The 20,137-nt window shown below is 46.3% G+C and carries 20 protein-coding genes; 14 read left to right on the forward strand and 6 right to left on the reverse strand.

Annotated elements, in window-relative coordinates:
• Positions 1-20 precede the first annotated feature (20 nt).
• From V6W81_RS06145 to V6W81_RS06160, 4 genes are all read left to right on the forward strand, one after another.
• A complete protein-coding gene (locus V6W81_RS06145) occupies positions 21-929 on the forward strand; it encodes an ABC transporter ATP-binding protein (protein WP_239290202.1) in 909 nt (302 codons plus the stop codon).
• Positions 922-1,707, forward strand: coding sequence for an ABC transporter permease (locus V6W81_RS06150; protein WP_145050904.1), 786 nt, complete (start codon positions 922-924; stop codon positions 1,705-1,707). The genes V6W81_RS06145 and V6W81_RS06150 overlap by 8 nt, the downstream gene beginning before the upstream one ends.
• A gap of 233 nt (positions 1,708-1,940) precedes the next feature.
• Positions 1,941-3,020 carry an AI-2E family transporter gene (locus tag V6W81_RS06155; RefSeq protein WP_307214783.1) on the forward strand — a complete coding sequence of 360 codons (1,080 nt, stop codon included), beginning with the start codon at positions 1,941-1,943 and terminating at the stop codon, positions 3,018-3,020.
• A gap of 102 nt (positions 3,021-3,122) precedes the next feature.
• Positions 3,123-3,353: a hypothetical protein gene (locus tag V6W81_RS06160; RefSeq protein ID WP_338542101.1), complete on the forward strand. Its 231-nt coding sequence runs from the start codon at positions 3,123-3,125 to the stop codon at positions 3,351-3,353.
• A gap of 76 nt (positions 3,354-3,429) precedes the next feature.
• Here V6W81_RS06160 and V6W81_RS06165 read toward each other — a convergent pair whose 3' ends face one another.
• Complete coding sequence (locus V6W81_RS06165; protein ID WP_145050890.1) at positions 3,430-4,776, reverse strand: hemolysin family protein; 1,347 nt, start codon at positions 4,774-4,776, stop codon at positions 3,430-3,432.
• 362 nt (positions 4,777-5,138) lie between these two features.
• Between V6W81_RS06165 and cls the strand changes: the two genes are divergently transcribed.
• A complete protein-coding gene (gene cls, locus V6W81_RS06170; protein ID WP_338542104.1) occupies positions 5,139-6,578 on the forward strand; it encodes a cardiolipin synthase in 1,440 nt (479 codons plus the stop codon).
• 356 nt (positions 6,579-6,934) lie between these two features.
• Positions 6,935-7,846, forward strand: coding sequence for a YitT family protein (locus V6W81_RS06175; RefSeq protein ID WP_338542106.1), 912 nt, complete (start codon positions 6,935-6,937; stop codon positions 7,844-7,846).
• Positions 7,847-7,959: 113 nt separating this feature from the next.
• Here V6W81_RS06175 and ligD read toward each other — a convergent pair whose 3' ends face one another.
• The 5 genes from ligD to V6W81_RS06200 all read right to left on the reverse strand — a co-directional run bounded on the left by ligD (position 7,960) and on the right by V6W81_RS06200 (position 13,472).
• The gene (ligD, locus tag V6W81_RS06180) at positions 7,960-8,850 is read right to left on the reverse strand and encodes a non-homologous end-joining DNA ligase (RefSeq protein ID WP_338542107.1); all 891 of its coding nucleotides are present in this window, start codon (positions 8,848-8,850) and stop codon (positions 7,960-7,962) included.
• 104 nt (positions 8,851-8,954) lie between these two features.
• Positions 8,955-9,914 carry an RNA ligase family protein gene (locus V6W81_RS06185; protein ID WP_338542108.1) on the reverse strand — a complete coding sequence of 320 codons (960 nt, stop codon included), beginning with the start codon at positions 9,912-9,914 and terminating at the stop codon, positions 8,955-8,957.
• 146 nt (positions 9,915-10,060) lie between these two features.
• Positions 10,061-11,158: a GerAB/ArcD/ProY family transporter gene (locus tag V6W81_RS06190; protein ID WP_338542110.1), complete on the reverse strand. Its 1,098-nt coding sequence runs from the start codon at positions 11,156-11,158 to the stop codon at positions 10,061-10,063.
• Between the two features lie 212 nt (positions 11,159-11,370).
• Positions 11,371-12,240 carry a VOC family protein gene (locus V6W81_RS06195; RefSeq protein WP_338542111.1) on the reverse strand — a complete coding sequence of 290 codons (870 nt, stop codon included), beginning with the start codon at positions 12,238-12,240 and terminating at the stop codon, positions 11,371-11,373.
• A gap of 323 nt (positions 12,241-12,563) precedes the next feature.
• On the reverse strand, positions 12,564-13,472 hold the full coding sequence (locus V6W81_RS06200; protein WP_056694343.1) for a Ku protein: 909 nt from the start codon (positions 13,470-13,472) through the stop codon (positions 12,564-12,566).
• Between the two features lie 215 nt (positions 13,473-13,687).
• On the opposite strand from V6W81_RS06200, the gene V6W81_RS06205 reads away from it, so the two are divergent.
• From V6W81_RS06205 to V6W81_RS06235, 8 genes are all read left to right on the forward strand, one after another.
• Positions 13,688-13,984, forward strand: coding sequence for a hypothetical protein (locus V6W81_RS06205; protein WP_056694347.1), 297 nt, complete (start codon positions 13,688-13,690; stop codon positions 13,982-13,984).
• Positions 13,985-13,988: 4 nt separating this feature from the next.
• Positions 13,989-14,165 carry an H-type small acid-soluble spore protein gene (locus tag V6W81_RS06210; protein WP_056694429.1) on the forward strand — a complete coding sequence of 59 codons (177 nt, stop codon included), beginning with the start codon at positions 13,989-13,991 and terminating at the stop codon, positions 14,163-14,165.
• A gap of 357 nt (positions 14,166-14,522) precedes the next feature.
• Positions 14,523-15,002, forward strand: a complete 480-nt coding sequence (tsaE, locus tag V6W81_RS06215; RefSeq protein WP_307214800.1) for a tRNA (adenosine(37)-N6)-threonylcarbamoyltransferase complex ATPase subunit type 1 TsaE — start codon at positions 14,523-14,525, stop codon at positions 15,000-15,002.
• Positions 15,003-15,009: 7 nt separating this feature from the next.
• Positions 15,010-15,858 (forward strand): tRNA (adenosine(37)-N6)-threonylcarbamoyltransferase complex dimerization subunit type 1 TsaB, encoded by an 849-nt coding sequence (gene tsaB, locus V6W81_RS06220; protein ID WP_338543954.1) that lies wholly within the window; start codon positions 15,010-15,012, stop codon positions 15,856-15,858.
• A 17-nt stretch (positions 15,859-15,875) separates the two neighbouring features.
• A complete protein-coding gene (gene rimI, locus V6W81_RS06225; RefSeq protein ID WP_338542113.1) occupies positions 15,876-16,397 on the forward strand; it encodes a ribosomal protein S18-alanine N-acetyltransferase in 522 nt (173 codons plus the stop codon).
• Positions 16,394-17,455 carry a tRNA (adenosine(37)-N6)-threonylcarbamoyltransferase complex transferase subunit TsaD gene (tsaD, locus tag V6W81_RS06230; protein WP_338542114.1) on the forward strand — a complete coding sequence of 354 codons (1,062 nt, stop codon included), beginning with the start codon at positions 16,394-16,396 and terminating at the stop codon, positions 17,453-17,455. The genes rimI and tsaD overlap by 4 nt, the downstream gene beginning before the upstream one ends.
• Positions 17,456-18,146: 691 nt before the next feature.
• Positions 18,147-18,329, forward strand: a complete 183-nt coding sequence (locus tag V6W81_RS29165) for a hypothetical protein (RefSeq protein WP_430701099.1) — start codon at positions 18,147-18,149, stop codon at positions 18,327-18,329.
• Between the two features lie 211 nt (positions 18,330-18,540).
• Positions 18,541-20,094 (forward strand): 2-isopropylmalate synthase, encoded by a 1,554-nt coding sequence (locus V6W81_RS06235; RefSeq protein ID WP_145050859.1) that lies wholly within the window; start codon positions 18,541-18,543, stop codon positions 20,092-20,094.
• The last annotated feature ends 43 nt before the right edge of the window (positions 20,095-20,137 follow it).

Consider the following 20,137-nt stretch of genomic DNA (forward strand, 5'->3'; position numbering starts at 1 on the left):
TCGATGAGGGAGGGAATGGAATGCAGAATGAACCGGTCGTCCGTCTTCAGGGCGTCAGTAAAATTATCTCTTCCCGCTCGTTGGTCAGCGACCTGACTCTGGATATTTCTCCGGGGCAGGTTTTTGGTTTTTTAGGACCAAACGGGGCAGGTAAAACAACGACAATCCGAATGATGGTTGGACTTATGTCGATTAGTAAGGGAGATATCTTGATCTCTGGACATAGTGTGAAAACGGACTTTGAGAAGGCCATCGCAGAGGTTGGTGCGATTGTTGAGAATCCTGAAATGTACAAGTTCCTCACAGGGTATCAGAATCTTGTCCATTTTGCCCGCATGTCACCCGGCATTACGAAGGAGCGCATAGCGGAGACCATTGAGCGGGTTGGTCTTACCGCACGGATTCACGATAAGGTGAAAACGTACTCGCTTGGAATGCGTCAACGCTTAGGGGTTGCCCAAGCCATATTACATAAACCGAAGCTGCTCGTATTGGATGAACCTACGAACGGATTAGATCCACAAGGGATTCGGGAACTGAGAGATTATTTACGTCAGCTCACGCGAGAAGAAGGAATTACTGTGTTTGTGTCCAGCCACTTATTATCCGAGATGGAGCTCATGTGCGATACGGTAGCCATTATTCAGAACGGCAAGCTGATCGATGTGCGGAATCTGAGACAAGAAGCGGGAGCGGACGCTCTGATCGAAGTTGCCTTCGAGGTCAATGATGCACAGCGTGCTGCTGAGCTCATTCCAGGAGCTACTATTCAAGGCAGTAACATCGTAGTTAGCGTATCTCGTGAACAGATTCCAGAATTGAACGCTAGATTAGTGCATGAAGGGCTTCAGGTTTATGGTATCCGTAACGTAACCCATACCCTAGAAGATCAATTTTTGCAAATGACTGGGGGCGGAGGTATTGGCTAGTTTCGGCAATCTATTATTGAATGAAAACATGAAAATATTCCGTCGTGTACGAACCTGGATTATGCTCTCCATTTTGGCTTTAAGTGCGCTATTGTTGCCGGTTTTGTTAAGAGAAGGCATGGGAGCAAGCGATATGCCAGCCTTGGAAGCGGCATACACAACTGTTCAGATCGTATTTTTTCTAAACACGATCTTCTGCGTCGTTATAGCAGCTGAGGCGGTAGCGGGTGAATTTACCTGGGGAACGATCAAGCTGCTGCTGATTCGTCCATGGTCGCGGAGCAAGATTTTGTTGTCCAAATATTTGACGGTCATCGGGTTCAGCATTTTGAGTACGCTCGTTGTGATTCTTCTGGCTTGGGGCATATCTTCTGTTCTTTTCACGACGGATCTTGAGACCAGAAGCACAGGACAGGTATTTACATTATGGGGATATATGTACGTTGACTTGTTTATTACGCTTGCGATTGCCTTTATGGTGTCCTCTGTCTTTCGTTCAGGTGCACTGGCGATTGGATTATCGCTATTTATTATGTTTACACAAAATATCTTTACATTGATTTTCAATCCAACTCGCTATGAATGGGCGAAGTATGTTCTATTTAATAACATGGATCTTAGTAGATACATGAACTCAGGTTCGATCTTTGACATGATCGGCGGAGGCGTTCCAGAGGGCATGACTCTTGGCTTTTCCATTGCCGTGTTGGCTGCATACTATGTCGTCTTCATGGTTATATCGTGGGTTGTATTCAGCAGAAGAGATGTAGCAGGCTAATTGCCTGCTTCTTTTTTTTGCGCTCATTTTGATATGAATGTTTCTATTTAACAAGATATTCTTCACCATCAAACTCATCCAGGCTGAGGCAAGAGCTGCATTTCAGGGTACATATGTTACAACAGACATGGCTTGGAAGATGAAAATTTGTCCATGCTGTAGTCAACAGGTTGGTATTACATATTTCGCCGCAGTCGCATTTGGCAGAGCAGCGCATGGAGGGATCACGTTTCTTGGTAAACAACAAGTTTTATCGCATATGCACAGCCATCATCTTGCTGCTGCTCATCGTTTATTTGGGAGATAAAGTGAACTTTATTTTCCGTCCGTTAACCTCATTGATTCACATCATCATTATTCCACTACTGATTGCAGGATTTTTCTATTATTTGCTGCGTCCGCTTGTCGATTATATGGAGCGGCACAAATTGAAGCGAGCCTTGTCAGTTATCATTATTTATGTTGTGATTGCACTGATTCTTGCAGGCTTTAGCGTCTTAGTTTGGCCATCTCTGCGAGAGCAACTGTGGAATTTCATTGAGAACACACCAACTTTGATTAATTCACTCACCAGTCAGCTCACAGAACTCGAACAGAACGGTTTCCTTTCCAGGTATCTGCCCGAAGATTCCGATCTGGTCTCACGTTTGTCTGATTTCTTAAGTCAGGGGATAACTCAAGTCAGTGATTATGTCGCTGGATTATTCTCGGTAGTATCGAACCTCGTCATTATTCTCGCGACGTTTCCGATCATGCTGTATTACATGCTCAAAGAGGGAAGTAAGTTTGGCACGAATCTAACGTTGTTATTGCCAAGGCATTACCGCAAGGATGGCGAAGAGACGGTTCATGAGATTGATGATGCACTGAGTAATTATATTGTGGGGCGTGTCATTGTGAATGTGGCACTTGGTATTCTGATGTATATTGGGTTCCTTATTCTAGGCCTGCCTTACGCACTGTTACTGACCATGGTATCCATCATTTTGAACTTTATCCCGTATGTTGGTGCGATTCTGGCCGCTATTCCGGTAGTCATCGTTGGTTTTATTGAATCACCATCCATGGCGATCTGGTCTTTGGTTATTATCGTTATCGCACAGCAAATTCAGGATAATCTTGTTTCCCCATATGTATATGGGAAGAAATTAGATATTCATCCGCTAACGACGGTTATACTGTTGCTTGTAGGTGCCGACTTGGGCAATATTCTGGGAATGATTATCGTGATTCCGTTATACATGATTCTTAAGATTATTGTTCGGAGAATTCATCATCGAATTGTGGAAGAAAAGTCCGAGTCTGTAGAGTGAGCAAGTTTTCATTAGATAAGCCGCATATAAGTCGTTAAGGATCGCGTAATTGGTCCTTGACGATGCATATGCGGCTTTTTTGACGTATCTGAAAGGCTCCCTATGTTAATCATTCAGGGTGAAAATGATGTGCAAGTGTCTATGCAGCAATTCGAGGACTGGAAATCAGCTCTTCAAGGGCACTCTGATGTTACGTTCAAAAGCTATCCTAACGTAAACCATATTTTATCCACTTACGATGGTCTTTCCATTGGCACAGAGTATGCTAAGCCATCCAATGTCTCTAAAGCTATTATTGATGATATTGCGAAGTGGGTATTAGAATCAGAATAAAATAAATATTAAAAAGCACTTGCCAATGGAGGCAAGTGCTTCTTCTTGTTCTATATCAAGTTGCTTCATTCAGCCACTAGGATTCCTTCTCGTTTTCATCAGTATAGTCTGACATAACGAGGGGTTCCTTCGGAACGACAGCAACTTTGTAAAAGCGGTTTTTATCTTTTTCCAAAAGAACAAACGTGAGATTCTCGTATTCGTATTCTTCCTGTTCGTTCATCTCTGGACGATGGCTGTATAACCAACCACCAATGGTATCCCATTCATCCGCATCGAGGTTGGATAAGAACATATCATTCACTTTGGACAAGGAAACTTTACCATCCATAATGATATATTGTTCGTTGATGATCTGAATGTCTTCAACTTCATCGGCATCGAATTCATCGCGGATCTCGCCGACGATCTGCTCAAGTACATCCTCAATGGTAACAATTCCCGACGTCCCACCATACTCATCGACCAATACGGCGATATGTACGCCATCCTTTTGCATTTTCTTCAGCAGGTCTTTGACAGGTGTTGTCTCATGGACAGCCGATACGGGCTGGATGAGGGAGGATAGGTCAACAGGTTCATCATTACCATACAACTCTAGGAAAAATTGCTTGGTGTTAATGATTCCGATGATATCGTCTTTACTCTCATTCACAACAGGAAAACGAGTATATTGTTCTTCGCGAATAATATCTAGATTTTCTTGATTCGATTTATTTAGATAAAGGCAGACCATATCGGTCCGAGGTACCATAATTTCTTTAGCTAACATTTCATCAAAAGCAAAGATCCGGCTTACATATCCGAATTCCGCTTGATTGATCTTACCACTCTCGAAACTTTCGTTGATGATAATCTGTAGCTCTTCCTCCGAGTGTGCGTCTTCATGCTCAGAAGCTGGCTTAATACCGAATAATTTGACGAGCTGATTGGCAGATCCGTTCAACAACCAGATAAATGGATACATAATACGGTTAAACCAGATGATCGGTGTTGACGTTAGTAGCGCAACCGTTTCGGCTTTGCGGATCGCAATCGTTTTGGGTGCAAGCTCGCCGACTACAACGTGCAAGTATGTAATGGCAATAAAAGCGATAATAAACGATAAGAAAGATGATAGCGCCTCAGGCAATTGCAAACTTTCGAATAATGGATGTAGCAGCTTCTCTACGGTTGGTTCACCGAGCCAACCGAGTCCCAGAGAGGTGATTGTGATGCCGAGCTGACAGGCGGACAAGTATCCATCCAGATTAGCCACTGCTTGTTTCACCGCTAAGGCACGCTTGTTCCCTTCGGCAACCATTTGATCAATCCGGCTTGGACGTACCCGCACCAAGGCGAATTCCACCGCTACAAAGAACGCTGATAATCCTATCAAAAACGCAATCAAAAATAATTTTAACGCATACCCGTCACTGTCCATTACACTATTCTTCTCCTTTAAGTAATAAGTTTTAACGATTATTATATCTAATTTTACGTAAGAAGACCACCTTTAGCTTATACGTAGAGGAAGCATTTGGAACTGAAAACGCTATGAATGGCGCTACAACGCCATTTTCACAGATCTTGGATGGATATGTTTAACCTATCACTGTCATAATATACACGTTATTTTCCTTTTCAATTCTAGTGTTAGTGTGCGTATGTAAAGTTTTATCTATGCAAACCGTTACGAATAGGGTCAACATTGGGTATCTATGATTAGTCGCTCACTTAAACGTCAAAGATGATGTAGTGAACGTGTAACAGGATGATGTTTTTTGTCACTGAGGGGGAAGCTGAATGTTCTGGCTGCTTATCATATTGCTTATTTTTATTTTTCAGGCTGGTACCATTCTATTGCTGGAATTTCGTAATCCGGCGAAGGCTGTAGCCTGGTTATTTATTTTGTTTTGCGTTCCCCTGATCGGTTTTGTTGTCTATTATTTCGTCGCTCAGGATTACAATAAACGTAAAAAGCTTCGTAAAGGAGGCTCACGTATTTTTCGTGAGATTAAGGAAACGATATGGCAGCAAGCTCATATCATCGAGGATGCGCAGCAGATGACAGATCACCGTTTCCGGCATCAGCATCGGTTGTTCAATCTGTTGTCTCATCTGTCTGAAAGTCCGATAACAGGCTGTAATCGAAGTCGGGTACTTACGAATGGGGAAGAAGCATTTGAGGCCATGCTGCAAGCGATGGAAACGGCTGAGCATCATTTGCATGTGGAGTTTTATATTTTCCGCGATGATGAGATCAGTACCAAGTTTCAAGATGTGATGATTCGTAAAGCCCGAGAAGGCGTGCAGGTTCGTTTTATCTGCGACGGGCTCGGGAGTCACAAGATGAGCTGGAATTTTATTCGCAAGCTTAAGGAAGCCGGCGTGCAGTTTCACTATTTCCTCCCACCGCTCATTGCTACGATTGATCGCCGAGTCAACTACCGTAATCACCGCAAAATAGTAGTGGTGGATGGGCGTATTGGTTTTGTTGGCGGCATCAATGTTGGCGATGATTACTTAGGAAAGTATCCAGAAATCGGATTTTGGCGCGATACCCATGTGCAGATTGAAGGGGATGCCGTCTATTTTCTGCAAAATACGTTTCTCAACGACTGGAAGCTTGCTTCCGGTGAGCAGATTACAGAGCCGCAATTAACGGAACTATTTCCCCCTCATATCTGCAGTGGAGATGAGCGCATCCAGATCCTAAGCAGTGGCCCGGATCAAGATTGGGATGCGATTCAGGAGATGTGTTTTGGTGCAATTTCTGTAGCGTGTAACCGGATTTATATTACGACTCCTTACTTTATTCCCGACCCCGCCTTATATGAAGCGCTCAAAACCGCAGCCGTCAGTGGAGTGGATGTAAAGATTATCATTCCATATCAATCGGATTCTCGGCTGGTGCATCTAGCTTCTCTGTCATATGTGGAGGAATTGCTTCGTGCAGGTGTGAAGTTTTATCAATATCGGAAGGGATTTGTACATGCCAAAGTCATGATTGTGGATGATCTGCTTGCAACTGTAGGGACTGCCAACATGGATATGCGTAGCTTCTTTTGTAATTTTGAGTTGACTGCAGTGTTGTTTGAGTCATCGGCTATGGATCATTTGCTTCATGATTTTAAACGTGACTTAGAAAATTGCAGCTCCATTGATGTGAAGGTTTTTCAGCAGCGATCACGGTGGCAAAAAGGGGCAGAAATGCTTTCTCGGATGCTTTCACCGCTTCTTTAGCCGTTTTTAGCCCGATTTCTGAAGATAAGTTCACTTTTTGTGAATTTATCTTCTTTTTGCTAACTATTTTGCTCAAATTTGATCTTTTATGATATAATAGATATATAAATCATGTCTTGGCGAAGGAGGGGAGTCTGCGGGAAAACAGGCTCCCTTTTGCTCTCTTTTGGAAGTGTGAACCGGAATGCAGACAATCTTGAATCCATTTTATATCGCCTTTAGGTGCTTGTGCTCGTATTAGCCAGTGGATGTGTAGAGCTAGCTTCATTTCTTGCTCTGCGATATGTAGATCCCCTGTGAAGTATTTAAATGATTTATAAAATGGATTCACATACTGATTTAACGGGGGGGATACCATGTCTAATGTAACAGTGAAAGAATTAACATCTAAGGCAGCTGACCGCAGCGTCAAAAGCTCGGTGTTTACATTGAAGCTTCTGCAACGCATTGTAATGATACTTGTCGGTGCTGCACTTATGGCTGTATCACTTGAAGTATTTCTCGTGCCAAATGGCGTTATCGATGGCGGGATTACGGGGATCTCGATTATGGTCTCAGAGCTCACGCATCTGCCGCTCGGGATATTCCTGACCTTGCTCAACCTGCCTTTTCTAATTCTAGGTTACAAACAAATTGGTAAAACATTTGCGTTATCTACGCTGCTTGGGATCGTGGTGATGTCCATCGGGACATCGTTATTGCACAAAGTGCCTGCGTTAACGCCAGGCGAACCGCTGCTTGGAGCAGTGTTTGGCGGATTGATCCTAGGGGTGGGTGTTGGTCTAGTTATCCGCTCCGGTGGATCTCTGGACGGAACCGAGATCGTTGCGATTTTGCTGAGTGAGAAGTCACCATTATCAGTAGGACAGATCGTATTGTTCATTAACGTATTTATTTTTGCAGGTGCGGGATTTGTATTTGGATGGCCAAATGCCCTGTACAGCATGATTGCTTATTATATTGCGATGAAGATGATCGATATTGTCAACGAAGGATTGGATCAATCCAAATCGGTCTGGATTATTAGTGAGAAATATCGGGATATCGGATCAGCGCTCACAGATCGTCTTGGTCGTGGTGTTACCTTCCTCGATGGGGAAGGTGGATTCAGTGGGGATGAGAAGAAAATCATTTTTGTGGTTATCACTCGTCTCGAAGAAGCCAAATTGAAATCGATTGTAGAAGATTGGGATCCACAAGCCTTTGTAGCTATTGGTAATATCCATGATGTGAAGGGCGGACGTTTCAAGAAAAAAGGTATCCATTAGCGAGTCTAATCGCTTAATCGCTGAATAATCGAATGACAATATGCCGCATGTGCTCGGACGAAATGCACATGTAGTTAGAACAATAGCCGACACCCTTGGTTTGAGGGTGCCGGCTATTTCTTTTTGAGATGCTGGATGATCAGCTCCACCGGCTGAGGCTCGACAGCAGCAATGAGGTCTCCCATGTGTGCAAGCCGTTCTACGATGTTCATGAGATGATAATCCTTGACCGACACGTCGTTACGAACCTCATCCCAAGTGAGAGGTGTCGAGACGGTGCCTCCTGGTTTAGCTCGCGGTGTATAAGGAGCTGCGAGTGTTTTGCCACCATAATGTTGAAGATAGTCAAAATAAATACGATCCCCGCGGTCTTTTTTGAGTCGTTCTAGCGTGAACAGATTGGGGTGTTTCTGGGTAACATATTTGCCTACAAAATGGCCGATGTCCCTCAGTTCATCAAAGGTGACACCCTGACGGATCGGCACAATGATCTGAACCCCAGTGGCGCCAGAGGTTTTGGGTACAGATCGAAGACCAAGGGACGTGAGTGTTTCCCCTACGATCTGGGCAGCCTGCATGATTCGTGGCTCGTCCTCCTGGGAAGGATCAAGATCGATCATCCATTCGCAAGGTAAATGACTCCCGACCGCATGTAGGGAAGGATGGAATTCAAGTGATGCCAGATTCCCAAGCCAGAGCAGTTCCGGTAGTTTGTTCATGACTACGTAGTTAATGCCTTCATGATTTGAGGTCTGTACGAACGCGGGAAGCGGCTCGGGGGCATTCTTTTGATAAAAAAATTCACCGTCCACGCCATGAGGGTATCGAATGGTAGTAAGGAGCCGATTGCTGGTATAGGTGAGCAGATAAGGAGCAAGTGCTGCTAACTTTTGCAAATAGATGGCTTTTGTCACCCCAGCTTCCGGCCATAAAGGTTTGTTCGGATTCGTCACAGTGATCTCCATGCCGTCAATCATGATGGTTCCTTTGATCGTGCGTGCCATGGCATATGCCTCCTATCCTCAAATTTATCTTATTGGCAGGCTATACTGCCATCTCTTATCTGTGTGAACGTTTAGTTGAATCGCTATACATGGAGCTACACATTCTACTGCTCTTCTTGGATAAGCTGACTTGCAGGGCAATCCTCCTGTGTAACTTCGGCAAACGTCTGAATACTTGGATGGCGCAACGTCCGGTGATGAGTTAGTTCCATGTATTGCACTTTGACTCCAATCTGTGGCTCGATCCACGTCGTCTCTGCACTGCGTTCGGGGATGTTATGAAATGGATTCGTTTGCCGAATTAGCGGCTGTATATCCGCAGTAAGCTTACGCCACGTATCCGAGTTTAGCTTACCTGTGCCCACATGACCGATATAAATAAAGTGTGGTCCATCGTATACCCCTACTGCTATAGCATTCACAATACCGCTACGAAAAGTAACGCCTCCAATCATCGCATAGAGATCATGCATGATTTTTACTTTCTGCCAGCGTGCATCCTTCGCCCGTATTCCATACGTGCTGGCAAGGTCCTTAATCACGATGCCTTCCATCTGATGCTGTCTCATAACGCTCAACAGAGCAGCTGGATCGGACATATTGGTGACCTCTTGCACATGAGAGGATGGAGTAAGCAACTGGTGCAGCAATTGCTGGCGCTGGGCAAGAGGCTGATCTGTGACCCATTTTCCGTCATAGTACAAGATATCAAATACCATGTAAGTGATCGGAATATGCTGAATCGCTTGAGCAATTGCGTCTGGTTTGCTCATACGATCACGGCGCAAAACATGATAAAAAGAAGGTTTGCCGGTATCGGGATCTAGCGCGATAATTTCACCATCCACAATGTAAGACGAGGCAGAGCAAATATTGCGGCCTAAAGCAAGCTCAGGGTATTGTGCCGTTCGTTCATGCTGTCTACGGTTGATCAGTCTGAGCTCTTGTCCGTCCTCATAAGCAAGCATACGAACACCATCCCATTTAATTTGGGCAATCCAGTTAGAGCCTGTAGGTAGAGTAAGGCTTGAGATGGGTTCAAAGGGGGTGATCGGAGTGAACATGTGTATAGGCTCCTTTCCAAATAAAAGAGGTTGTTCCAAACAGTGCGCTTTGGATTACGAGGATGCCTGATGGCATCTCAGCGTCGAATATGTGATTCAGCCTAAAGCCGCTTTAAACATGCACTTAAAATGTAAAATGATCATGTTTAAATTTTTGACGAACGGGCTCGGAGTTTATGTACCAGAATAAGCAGCAGCGGAAGAGCAATTCCACACGTAAGATCCCAGTCGATCCAATAAGGAATCACGACTTTGAGATAGTAAGTTTCGTTTGGCGCAATCAGGATAGACATACTAAAAATGATCAAAGCGCTCGGTAAGATGAGTGAGCGATAACTGGACAATCGGAATAGGTGGGCAATCCCTAAGATAAAGCCGTAAAAAAACAAAATGGTTTTAAAAAAAACAGCGATAATCCACACACACGCGATAAAGGCTTCCATCCGCTGTAGAAAGTTACCTATATTAATTTTCTGTGCAAGTATAAACGAGGCAAACCAGTAATGCTGTGTCAGAAAAGAACCCATGACCAACAAACTGATCGTCAACGTTAGTGTCAGCATTAAACCACCAATCATACCTGTGAGTAGAATTTCCTTCTTCATATGAGGCTTTTGATTGGTGTAGGGGAGCAGCATCATAAAGATACTTAGTTCGCAATACGGATATGTGAGTACAGCTACAAAGCCTTTCAAAGGATCAAGTATGCCGTTGGAGAGAACAGGCCTGATGTTACTCAGTTGAATTTGAGGAAGCAGTAGGACAAGCAGAATAATGAGAAATAATACAACGAGAGGAAGGAACACCTCAGCAGTTCTACCTATGCAGGTTAGCCCCTGTATCAGTCCCCATGCAAGTGCCCCAACAAAGAGCAGATCGATCGCCCATATTGGCGAAGAAGGTAAGATCTGAGTGGTCATGAAATCGCCAAGTTCTCGGATAAAGGTAGAAGCACTGATAAGAAAATAAAATAAATAAAAACAACTGAACAGCGTACCGATCCAAGAGCCGAAAGTTTGAAGTGCATTTTCAATCAGGTTCATCCGCGGATTAAGATTATAGGCTGCCAGAAAAATGATTAATACTCCCATTCCACCCCCAACGCCAAGTAACGCTGATAACCATGCGTCTTCCTGTGCGTAGGAAGTAATCATGGCAGGGAATACGAGAATCTGTTCGCCGATCGTACATAGGAACAATAGAATGGCAAGTTGCCTGACGTCCAACCTTCCCTTCTCAATCATATGTTATCTCCTTCGAGTATCTTGGTTGTCTGAGCATGAGGATAGGATGCACGAAAAGAACCATATTTATAAGGCAGGCTCGACGTATAACATCATCATGAATACCATCAATAAAAAATCCCGAACAACAGGCAGATCCTCCATGGCATGGGAGGGTGCCGTATGTTCGGGATTTGTAGAATGTGTAGTGTTAGTAAAGCATAATGTGAAACTTATTTTTCTACTGTCAGACGAATGTGAATCTGCTGTGGATCGACTGTAAAGTAGACATCGTTTTGTTGTGTTAATGTAGCTCCAGCTTCACGTAACTGCTCTACAGCTTGGTTACGTTCCTCTTGGCTGGAGTACACAATCGTAAAGTATTCAATGCCTGTAGCATGGCTTGGATTCACGGGTGCTCCTGAGCCTGCCCAAATATTAAGTCCGATATGATGATGGTATCCGCCTGCAGAGATGAACAGTGCTGACATGTTGGCAAAGTTGCCGACGATATCGAAACCAAGTACACCATGATAGAAGCGGCGGGATTCTTCCAGACTACGTACGTGGAAATGCACATGACCAATGACAGTACCTACCGGAAGACCTTCCCAAGTTTCATTCGCAGATAGGTCAAACAGACCTTGAACATCAACGGGATCGGTTCCCATGATGTAGTTGTTATCTGCGTCACGTTGCCATGTATCGCGAGGGCGATCGGCATAGATTTCAATACCATTAAGGTCTGGATCAGAGATATACAGTGCTTCACTAACAAGGTGATCCCCTTGTCCAATCTCAATACCGGATGCAGCGAGGTTGCGCAGCGCTAACCCGAGAGACTTACGATCAGGCAATAGGATAGCAAAATGATACAAACCAGCGGATGAACGTTCAGGCATAGTCACTGCATTAGGAATTTCCTCAAGACGTAAGAGCGAGTGCTGTCCATCTACGGTAAACGTGGCAACAGAATCCTTCCGTTCCAGCAGTTTCAAACCTACCACTTGCGTATAAAATTCAATGGAGCGCTCCAGATTGCTGATTCTCAGACTAACTTCGCCTAGATGGGTAGTAGCAGGAATTTGATAAGGTTGAGTCATGTCGTTACCTCCTGAAATGAAATATGATTTTTGTGTTTAGCTACTAAAGGGTTGTAAGAAATCATAGTTATTATGGGTTCATAATTAGGATTGAATGGATTGAATGGGATATAAGATTGCAATGGATGTTTGAACTTATATGCAATTAAAGATCAAGTTGACTTTAAAATCGCAAATAAGTTACTTTTCATAAGTTAATATAAAATATAAATCGACTTTCGTCAAATGATAAATATCGATTAATCCGTGTGATTTCATCTCATATAAAACATAAATCCGGCTATAGCGCCGGATTTAATGAGTTCTGATTGAGAAGACATGAGCTATGTCTTCGGAGTCGTTTTTCTCTTTTTCGCAGGCGCAGCAGGGGTGTCGTTTTCTCCTCCGGCGACAGCTTGAATGGCCGTTTTTTTCGGTGCGCGTTTCTTCGGCTTGGCGGTAGATTTACCAGGATCAGTAGGGATCGGTTTAACAGCCTCGATACTCGCCTGCAAGGCAGCCATTAGATCCATTACATTAGCCTCTGGTTTGGCAGGAGCAATCTTGATCTCTTCACCCGCAACCTTGTGATTGATCAGATCCAGCAATTTGCCTCGGTAATCGTCGGTATATTTGCCAGGCTCAAACGGGGTAGACAGTTGGTCGATCAGAAGCTTCGCCATGGTCAGCTCCTTCTCATTGACTTGCTGTACCTCGGGCAGATTAGGAACTTGTGAGACGGGACGGATCTCATCAGGGTAGAATATCGTCTCCATGGAGAGACAGTCCTCAAGCACACGAATAGCGGCTAAGCTGCTTTTGGATCGAATCGAAATTTTGGCTATGCCGATTTTGCCTGTATCGCGCATGGCGTTCATTAATAGCTGATATGCGTTCCCTCCCGCCTGATCGGGGGACAGATAATATGTCTTTTGAAAATAGATCGGATCAATTTCAGTTAGATCTACGAAATCGAGGATCGTAATGGTTTTGCTGGTGGAATCGTTGAGAGCTTCCAATTCCTCTTTCTCAAAAAGGACGAACTTGCCCTTCTCATATTCGTACCCCTTGGTAATCTCTTCCCACTGCACTTCAACCTCACAAGAAGGACATTTGCGAACATAAGCAAGCGGGCTACCACAGACTTTGTGGATGTAACGCATGGAGATGTCTTTGTCTTCGGTAGCCGAGAACATTTTGACAGGCACATGTACAAGTCCAAAACTAATAGCGCCTTTCCAGACGGTATGCATGGATATCGGCTCCTTTCCGTTAATCATTTATAGGATCAGTATGGGCATTTCTGTGAAGGGCTAACCGCTTCATTCCATGGTTCATGTGCTGAGTATGCTTCAGCCAGAGTGGGGGATGATAACAGAAACATCCTTGAGATCAATCGCAAGCAAGCTGGAGAGTGGTCTTCGTCATAGGATGAGCAATTGTAACTATCTAACCTAGGAGGTGTCTCATGAAGAATGGACGTGATGAAGGGGAAGCTCATGCTCACACATTTTCACCTTATCCTCTTGCAGCGTCGGAAGGCTCTGAGGATTTTCACACGCCTGCGACATCTGTCAATTGGGAGGCCGTGACCTCAGAGGAGTTACCGCTTGACCGAGAATCGTTCATGCTCGATATTGATCGCATGGTCAATGAGGGACTGGGTGGAGGTCAGGTAACCGATGATAATGGTTATATTGGGGATAGCACAACCGATACCATGGTTCGTGAATCACACGATGATCCGGAAGGGGAGTACGAATAAGATGATGGATGTTAAGCGTGCCAAAGCGATATATGATTCTGAGGATACAATTGCCGTTACGCTCGAAGGGGATCCGGTTTGGATTGAAAGTGTCGACGAAGCCAATGGGATGGCTACGGTTCAGGTAGGAAGTCGTCCTGGTAATACGCAAACGGTTCGTGTGGATCGACTGGAGGAGTAGCAACTAAGCCTCGTTAACGTTCAGTGCATGAAGGAGCCGTAGAAATAGAAGCGGTTTTGAATGTGCAGGTATAGGTCATGATCGTGGAGAGGACAAGCTGAGGTTGGTATCACGCCTCCCCCGATCATATTGATGCCCTGATTATCTGAACATGCTCTATGACAAGGTTGGTCAGCCGCAGATTTGAAGATATAGAGATCGAGATGAGGCCGGTGCCATGAGGTGCCGGTTTTTCGTTATTTTAATGGGGATATCAAGCGTCATTCCTTTTGCAAGTGTTGCGGGGGAAGAAGGTGACCGATATAATAGTCTTCAAAGTGAACTCAGGCGGCAGAGCCGTCAAAGGTGGGGCGTAAATTGAATCAAGAGCATGAGCAGTGGGTGTATGATTCCCATGGCATTTCAGATACAGAAGCGCTTGCGTCTGCACTTGCTGGACAGGCAATGGCTGGTATGGTGATTGCACTGGATGGTGATCTGGGCGCGGGCAAAACGGCATTTTCACAAAAGTTCGCCTGGCATTTGGGTGTGCAAGGTGTAGTTAACAGCCCTACGTTTACATTGATCAAGGAATATGAGGGACGATTGCCTTTATATCATATGGATGTATACCGTATTTCATTGGAAGAAGCGGATGAGCTTGGGCTAGATGAATACTTCTATGGAACCGGAGTCAGTCTGGTGGAATGGTCAAGCATTATCCCGGAGCTACTCCCCGAAGAGCATCTGCATATACAGATTGAAACGACCGGTCCGGAGGATCGCAAGATTACGCTGGATGGATACGGTGAGAAGTATGCCGCCATATGCCGGCAGTTCAGACAGAATGGAGTTTAATAAGATGATGGAAGATTTACAAAAAAAGCCGCGTCAGCGGTTTTTGGCGTTGGATACGTCTACAGCGGTGATGGCTGCCTCAGTGATGGAGGATCACACGCTGCTCGAGGAACGAAATGAACGGGCAGAGCGTAATCACTCCGTGCATGTTGTGCCTGTAATGGAGCAGCTCTTGGCTGCGAGTGGAACACAGCCCGGGCAATTAGATGGCATTGCCGTTGGCATTGGGCCAGGGTCATACACAGGCATCCGCATTGCGGTGACGGCGGCCAAAACACTTGCCTGGGCATGGGACATCCCCGTTGCTGGGGTGTCCAGCCTTCAGGCAATGGCCTGGGGCGGCTGGCATCATGGCCTCGCCGCCAAGGCTGAAGCTGCGGCAGAGGAACCTACCGCAGCAGGGGCTGGAGGAACGCCATCCGCGGACGAGGACAGCCAGTCGGCTGCCCCGGTTCACTGGATCGTTCCGCTCGTGGATGCGCGGCGCGGTCAAGCGTATACCGCGCTGTTCGCCTCCGCCGGGAGCGATGCGCCCCGGCGGCTTGAGCCTGATGCCATCCGTAAGATGGACGGATGGCTAGAAGCCCTCGCCGCCCGCATCGCGGAGGCGGCGCCGGAAGAGCGGCCCGCTGCCGTCTGGCTTGTCGGCGATGCGGGGCCAGTTGAGGCTGCGGCTGCGCTGCGCTGCCCAGCAGATACGGCGCTGCAGCTCATTCCATATGAGCTGGAAGGCCGTTGGGTTGGGCGGCTTGGCGCCGCCGCGCTGCTTGCAGGTCAGCGCGATGATGTTCATGCGCTGGTGCCGAACTACACCCAACTGGCTGAGGCGGAAGCCAATTTACTGCGAAAAGGGTGAAGGGGGTCGGCGAGCGGATGGACAATGTGATACAAAACGACCAGGGTGAGGCGCTCCAATTCAGGCTCATGACACTATCGGATATTCCCGATGTGATGGTGATTGAGCATGAAGCCTTTACGTTGCCCTGGACGGAAGAGGCATTCCGAAATGAATTAACGCACAATCATTTTGCTAAATATATGGTTATGGAAATAGACGGTAAGGCAATTGGCTACGCCGGGATGTGGACGATTATGGATGAGGCGCATATCACGAATATCGCAGTAAGACAGGCCTATCGCGGTCGCAAGCTTGGCGAGAGATTGCTGGATGAACTGATGAGAACGGCAGCCTATTTGGGCATGGAACGGATGACGCTAGAAGTAAGGGTTTCGAACTTAGTTGCTCAGCGTTTGTATGAGAAAAAAGGGTTTGAATCGGCAGGTATTCGCAAAGGCTATTACTCCGACAACATGGAGGATGCGATGATTATGTGGGCGAATTTGCCTTCTACAGGCCGAGACGGCACAGAGGAAGGAAGCGTAACGGATTCATGAAGGAACTGAGTGAGAACCATCAAACACAAACGGCTCCATGCTACATTTTGGCGGTGGAGACGAGCTGTGATGAAACATCTGTGGCAGTGGTCAAGGATGGACGGGAAGTGCTGTCCAACTTGATCTCCAGTCAGATTGAGACACATAAAGCATTTGGTGGCGTTGTACCTGAAGTGGCTTCACGCAAACATGTGGAAGTCATCACATTAATGCTTGAACAGGCCATTGAAGAATCAGGTATTCGTCCAAGAGATTTAAGTGCCATCGCCGTAACGCAAGGACCTGGACTCGTGGGTGCTCTGCTTGTCGGTATCGTTGCAGCCAAGACGTTGGCAATGGCGCTGGGTAAACCGTTAATTGGGACTCATCATATTGCAGGACATATCTATGCGAATCGTCTGACACATGAACTGAAATATCCTGCGATGGCGCTTGTGGTATCGGGTGGACATACGGAGCTTGTGCATATGGAATCCGAAGGTAAGTTCAAACTGATTGGTCGCACACGGGATGATGCTGTAGGTGAGGCATATGATAAAGTGGCGCGGGCATTGGGTTGTCCTTATCCTGGGGGGCCACATGTGGACCGGATGGCATCAGAAGCAGAGCAGGTTGTACCCTTGCCAAGAGTGTGGCTGGAAGCTGATTCATATGACTTCAGTCTCAGCGGATTGAAATCAGCTGTACTCAATGTGCTGAATCAGGCCAAAATGCGCGGAGAAACCCTGGAAGCTTCTGCTGTGGCGAGGGGGTTCCAAGAGGCAGTCGTTGAAGTGCTGGTTGAAAAAGCCGTCCGTGCCGTCCGGCAATATGGCTCACAACAACTGTTGTTGTGTGGTGGTGTTGCGGCAAACCGCGGACTGCGCATGGCATTGCAGGAGCGTTGTGAACGCGAAGGGCTTGAATTGTTAATCCCACCGATGGTGTATTGTACAGACAATGCTGCCATGATTGGAGCAGCAGCGTACTTGAAATGGCAACGTGGAGAAATTTCCGAATTCGATGCCAAAGCCGATCCAGGGTTATCGCTGGAGGAATGGTCTGTGCAATCCGTATAGAGGTTGTTCAAAAAGTCCGCTTTTGATTATGAAGGATGCCCTGAGGCATCTCAGCGCCCGATATGGGTTTCAGCCGAAATGTCAAATGTAACAGTTGACATTCGGATGTGAAGAATGTATATTAGTTACAAATTTAAACAATGTTTTTTTACTGAACGATAATAGAAAACGCGATGAACAGGAACAGTAAGGAATTTCCCGGTTGTAGAGAGCTGCGGGGTGGTGCAACGCAGTCGACGGAAAACCTGAAACTCACCTGGAAGCGGAACGATGGAACACGTTTACTCTCTTAGAGAGCCGAAGACCGATTAAGGTCGAAAGTACATGGTTACGGGTTGCCTCCGTGAATGGGCCGTTGCCTTGAATCGCCGGATCGAATGACGGTAGATGATTGGCAATAACTGAGGGGGCTTCTGACGGCTTCGGGTGATTCTATTGTGTGCATAGACATACAGGAGTTACGCGAGTGAATAGGAGAAGTCAACAAGAGTGGTACCGCGAAGGTGAACAGCCTGTCGTCTCTTGCATATATGCATGAGGTGGCAGGCTTTTTTGATTTTATTTTATCCTATATCAGATAAATGTAATGAATGGGAGCAGTACAAGGATGAGGCGCACAGAGAGCTGCGGGTTGGTGCGACGCAGTGGCTTAATTCCTTAGAATCTCGCCCGGGAACAGAGCTATGGAGGCATGGAAAGACGATCTGATTATCATGATACTTCCTTGACGGTAGTAGATGATCTAAGTCCATGTTACACAGCCACGGCTAACCTCCGTTATGGGGTGTTTCTCCGTTTTGGTCATATTGCGGCTGTACTACCTGCCCGCAATATCATAAATGGAGACGACGAGGTGGATGGTGATTCGGCTTAGGCCGTAACCATCAAGCAAGAGTGGTACCGCGGAGGGGAGAATAACCCGCCGTCTCTTAATGGAGATGGCGGGTTATTTGGTTTTGCTGCCGGCAGCAGGGTGGGCATAGAAATGAGAAGCGCTTATGAGAATTACTACATCTGGTGTGTAAGTCGACGTACACGCTAGAGCCAATGGCATGACATAACCTATTGATGGAGGCTGATGATATATGACAACGAATAACAAACGGCACATTGAGATTTTTGATACAACACTGCGTGATGGGGAGCAAGCGCCAGGAGCGAGCCTACAGCCCGAACAAAAAATTGAGCTGGCACATCAACTCGCTTCTCTTGGTATTGACGTCATTGAGCCTGGATTCCCGATCTCCAGCCCAGGGGAGTTCGCGGCGGTTCAGGCGATATCTAGACAATTGCAGAACGTAGAGATCTGTGGATTTGCCCGTGCTGTAAAAGGGGATATTGATGCAGCAGTGCGTGCAACGGCTGATGCTGCTCGCCGCAGAATTCACCTGTTCATTTCTTCGTCAGATATTCATATCGAGCATCAACTGCGTCGTCCGCGCAGCGAAGTTGTGGCTACTGCACGTGAAATGGTTTCATATGCAAGGCAGTTCAGCGATATCGTAGAATTTACGGCAATGGATGCGGCTCGCACCAAAATGGATGACCTGATTGAGATGATTGAAGTGGTCATTGAGGCTGGGGCTTCGATCATTAATCTGCCAGATACGGTTGGTTACGCTCTGCCACATGAATACGGGGAGATGTTCCGTCGTGTGCGTGAAGGCGCGAGAGGCGGGGATCAAGTCCGTTATAGTGCCCATTGTCATAATGATCTGGGTCTTGCGGTGGCGAATAGCTTGGCTGCCATTGCGAATGGGGCTTCTCAGATTGAAGTAACCATTAACGGTGTAGGCGAGCGGACAGGTAATGCAGCATTGGAAGAGCTGGTTATGGCACTGGAAACGCGGGGTGATGTGCTTGGAGCAACAACGAATATCAAATTGGAGCAACTGTACGAGACATCCCGTCAGATTAGCCGAGCGATGCACTTCCCGATTGCCTATAACAAGCCGGTCGTAGGACGTAATGCATTCCAGCACGAATCCGGTATCCATCAGGATGGGCTGTTGAAGAATCGGAACACATACGAGATTATGGATCCAGAAGCACTCGGTATTCCACGCAGCATGATTATTCTGGGTAAACACTCCGGGCGCCATGCCTTGAAGGATCGGGTTCGTAAATATGGGTTTGAGCCGGATGAACAGCAAATGGAACAACTCTACAACGTATTCAAAGAAACGGCTGATCAGCAAAAAGTAGTTAGTGATGACCAGCTGCTTCAGATGGTCAGTCAGACCATGAATATTCCTGCTCAAGATTATGAGCTGGTCGAATTGCAAGTTACGGCAGGTAGCATGACAGATCGTATGGCTGCTGTACGTATGCGTGCAGGTGGAGTAGAACAATCCTATTCCGCAGTAGGAAGTGGGCCTGTAGAAGCGGCGATTCATGCGATCGGTCAGAGCATCTCTGACGATATCACATTTGTAGATATGGAGATCCATGCCTTGAGTGGAGGAGAAGAAGCGAATGCCGAGGCAGCAGTTACGGTTGAGCGTGCTGGTCGGGAATTCAGAGGAACCGCTATACACAGTGATATCGTGATGGCTGCTGGACTTGCGTATGTGGCTGCATGTAATGCTGCCGGACTAAAAGCAGAATCATCCGAAAGTGGAGAAATCGCTCACGTATAAAAAAGGGGCTCTGATTCAACGGGAACGGTGTGTTGATTCGTTT

Source organism: Paenibacillus tundrae (assembly GCF_036884255.1).
Classification (GTDB): domain Bacteria; phylum Bacillota; class Bacilli; order Paenibacillales; family Paenibacillaceae; genus Paenibacillus.

What these genes read in the sequence shown, in the direction of transcription:
- cls (WP_338542104.1), top strand. Translation starts at nt 5,139, where the DNA reads ATGTTCTGGCTGCTTATCATATTGCTTATTTTTATTTTTCAGGCTGGT.
- V6W81_RS06165 (WP_145050890.1), bottom strand. Translation starts at nt 4,776, where the DNA reads ATGGACAGTGACGGGTATGCGTTAAAATTATTTTTGATTGCGTTTTTG.
- tsaD (WP_338542114.1), top strand. Translation starts at nt 16,394, where the DNA reads ATGAAGGAACTGAGTGAGAACCATCAAACACAAACGGCTCCATGCTAC.
- tsaB (WP_338543954.1), top strand. Translation starts at nt 15,010, where the DNA reads ATGGAAGATTTACAAAAAAAGCCGCGTCAGCGGTTTTTGGCGTTGGAT.
- V6W81_RS06185 (WP_338542108.1), bottom strand. Translation starts at nt 9,914, where the DNA reads ATGTTCACTCCGATCACCCCCTTTGAACCCATCTCAAGCCTTACTCTA.
- V6W81_RS06195 (WP_338542111.1), bottom strand. Translation starts at nt 12,240, where the DNA reads ATGACTCAACCTTATCAAATTCCTGCTACTACCCATCTAGGCGAAGTT.
- V6W81_RS06175 (WP_338542106.1), top strand. Translation starts at nt 6,935, where the DNA reads ATGTCTAATGTAACAGTGAAAGAATTAACATCTAAGGCAGCTGACCGC.
- V6W81_RS06235 (WP_145050859.1), top strand. Translation starts at nt 18,541, where the DNA reads ATGACAACGAATAACAAACGGCACATTGAGATTTTTGATACAACACTG.
- V6W81_RS29165 (WP_430701099.1), top strand. Translation starts at nt 18,147, where the DNA reads ATGGAAAGACGATCTGATTATCATGATACTTCCTTGACGGTAGTAGAT.
- V6W81_RS06200 (WP_056694343.1), bottom strand. Translation starts at nt 13,472, where the DNA reads ATGCATACCGTCTGGAAAGGCGCTATTAGTTTTGGACTTGTACATGTG.
- ligD (WP_338542107.1), bottom strand. Translation starts at nt 8,850, where the DNA reads ATGGCACGCACGATCAAAGGAACCATCATGATTGACGGCATGGAGATC.
- V6W81_RS06190 (WP_338542110.1), bottom strand. Translation starts at nt 11,158, where the DNA reads ATGATTGAGAAGGGAAGGTTGGACGTCAGGCAACTTGCCATTCTATTG.
- V6W81_RS06210 (WP_056694429.1), top strand. Translation starts at nt 13,989, where the DNA reads ATGGATGTTAAGCGTGCCAAAGCGATATATGATTCTGAGGATACAATT.
- rimI (WP_338542113.1), top strand. Translation starts at nt 15,876, where the DNA reads ATGGACAATGTGATACAAAACGACCAGGGTGAGGCGCTCCAATTCAGG.
- V6W81_RS06145 (WP_239290202.1), top strand. Translation starts at nt 21, where the DNA reads ATGCAGAATGAACCGGTCGTCCGTCTTCAGGGCGTCAGTAAAATTATC.
- V6W81_RS06160 (WP_338542101.1), top strand. Translation starts at nt 3,123, where the DNA reads ATGTTAATCATTCAGGGTGAAAATGATGTGCAAGTGTCTATGCAGCAA.
- V6W81_RS06205 (WP_056694347.1), top strand. Translation starts at nt 13,688, where the DNA reads ATGAAGAATGGACGTGATGAAGGGGAAGCTCATGCTCACACATTTTCA.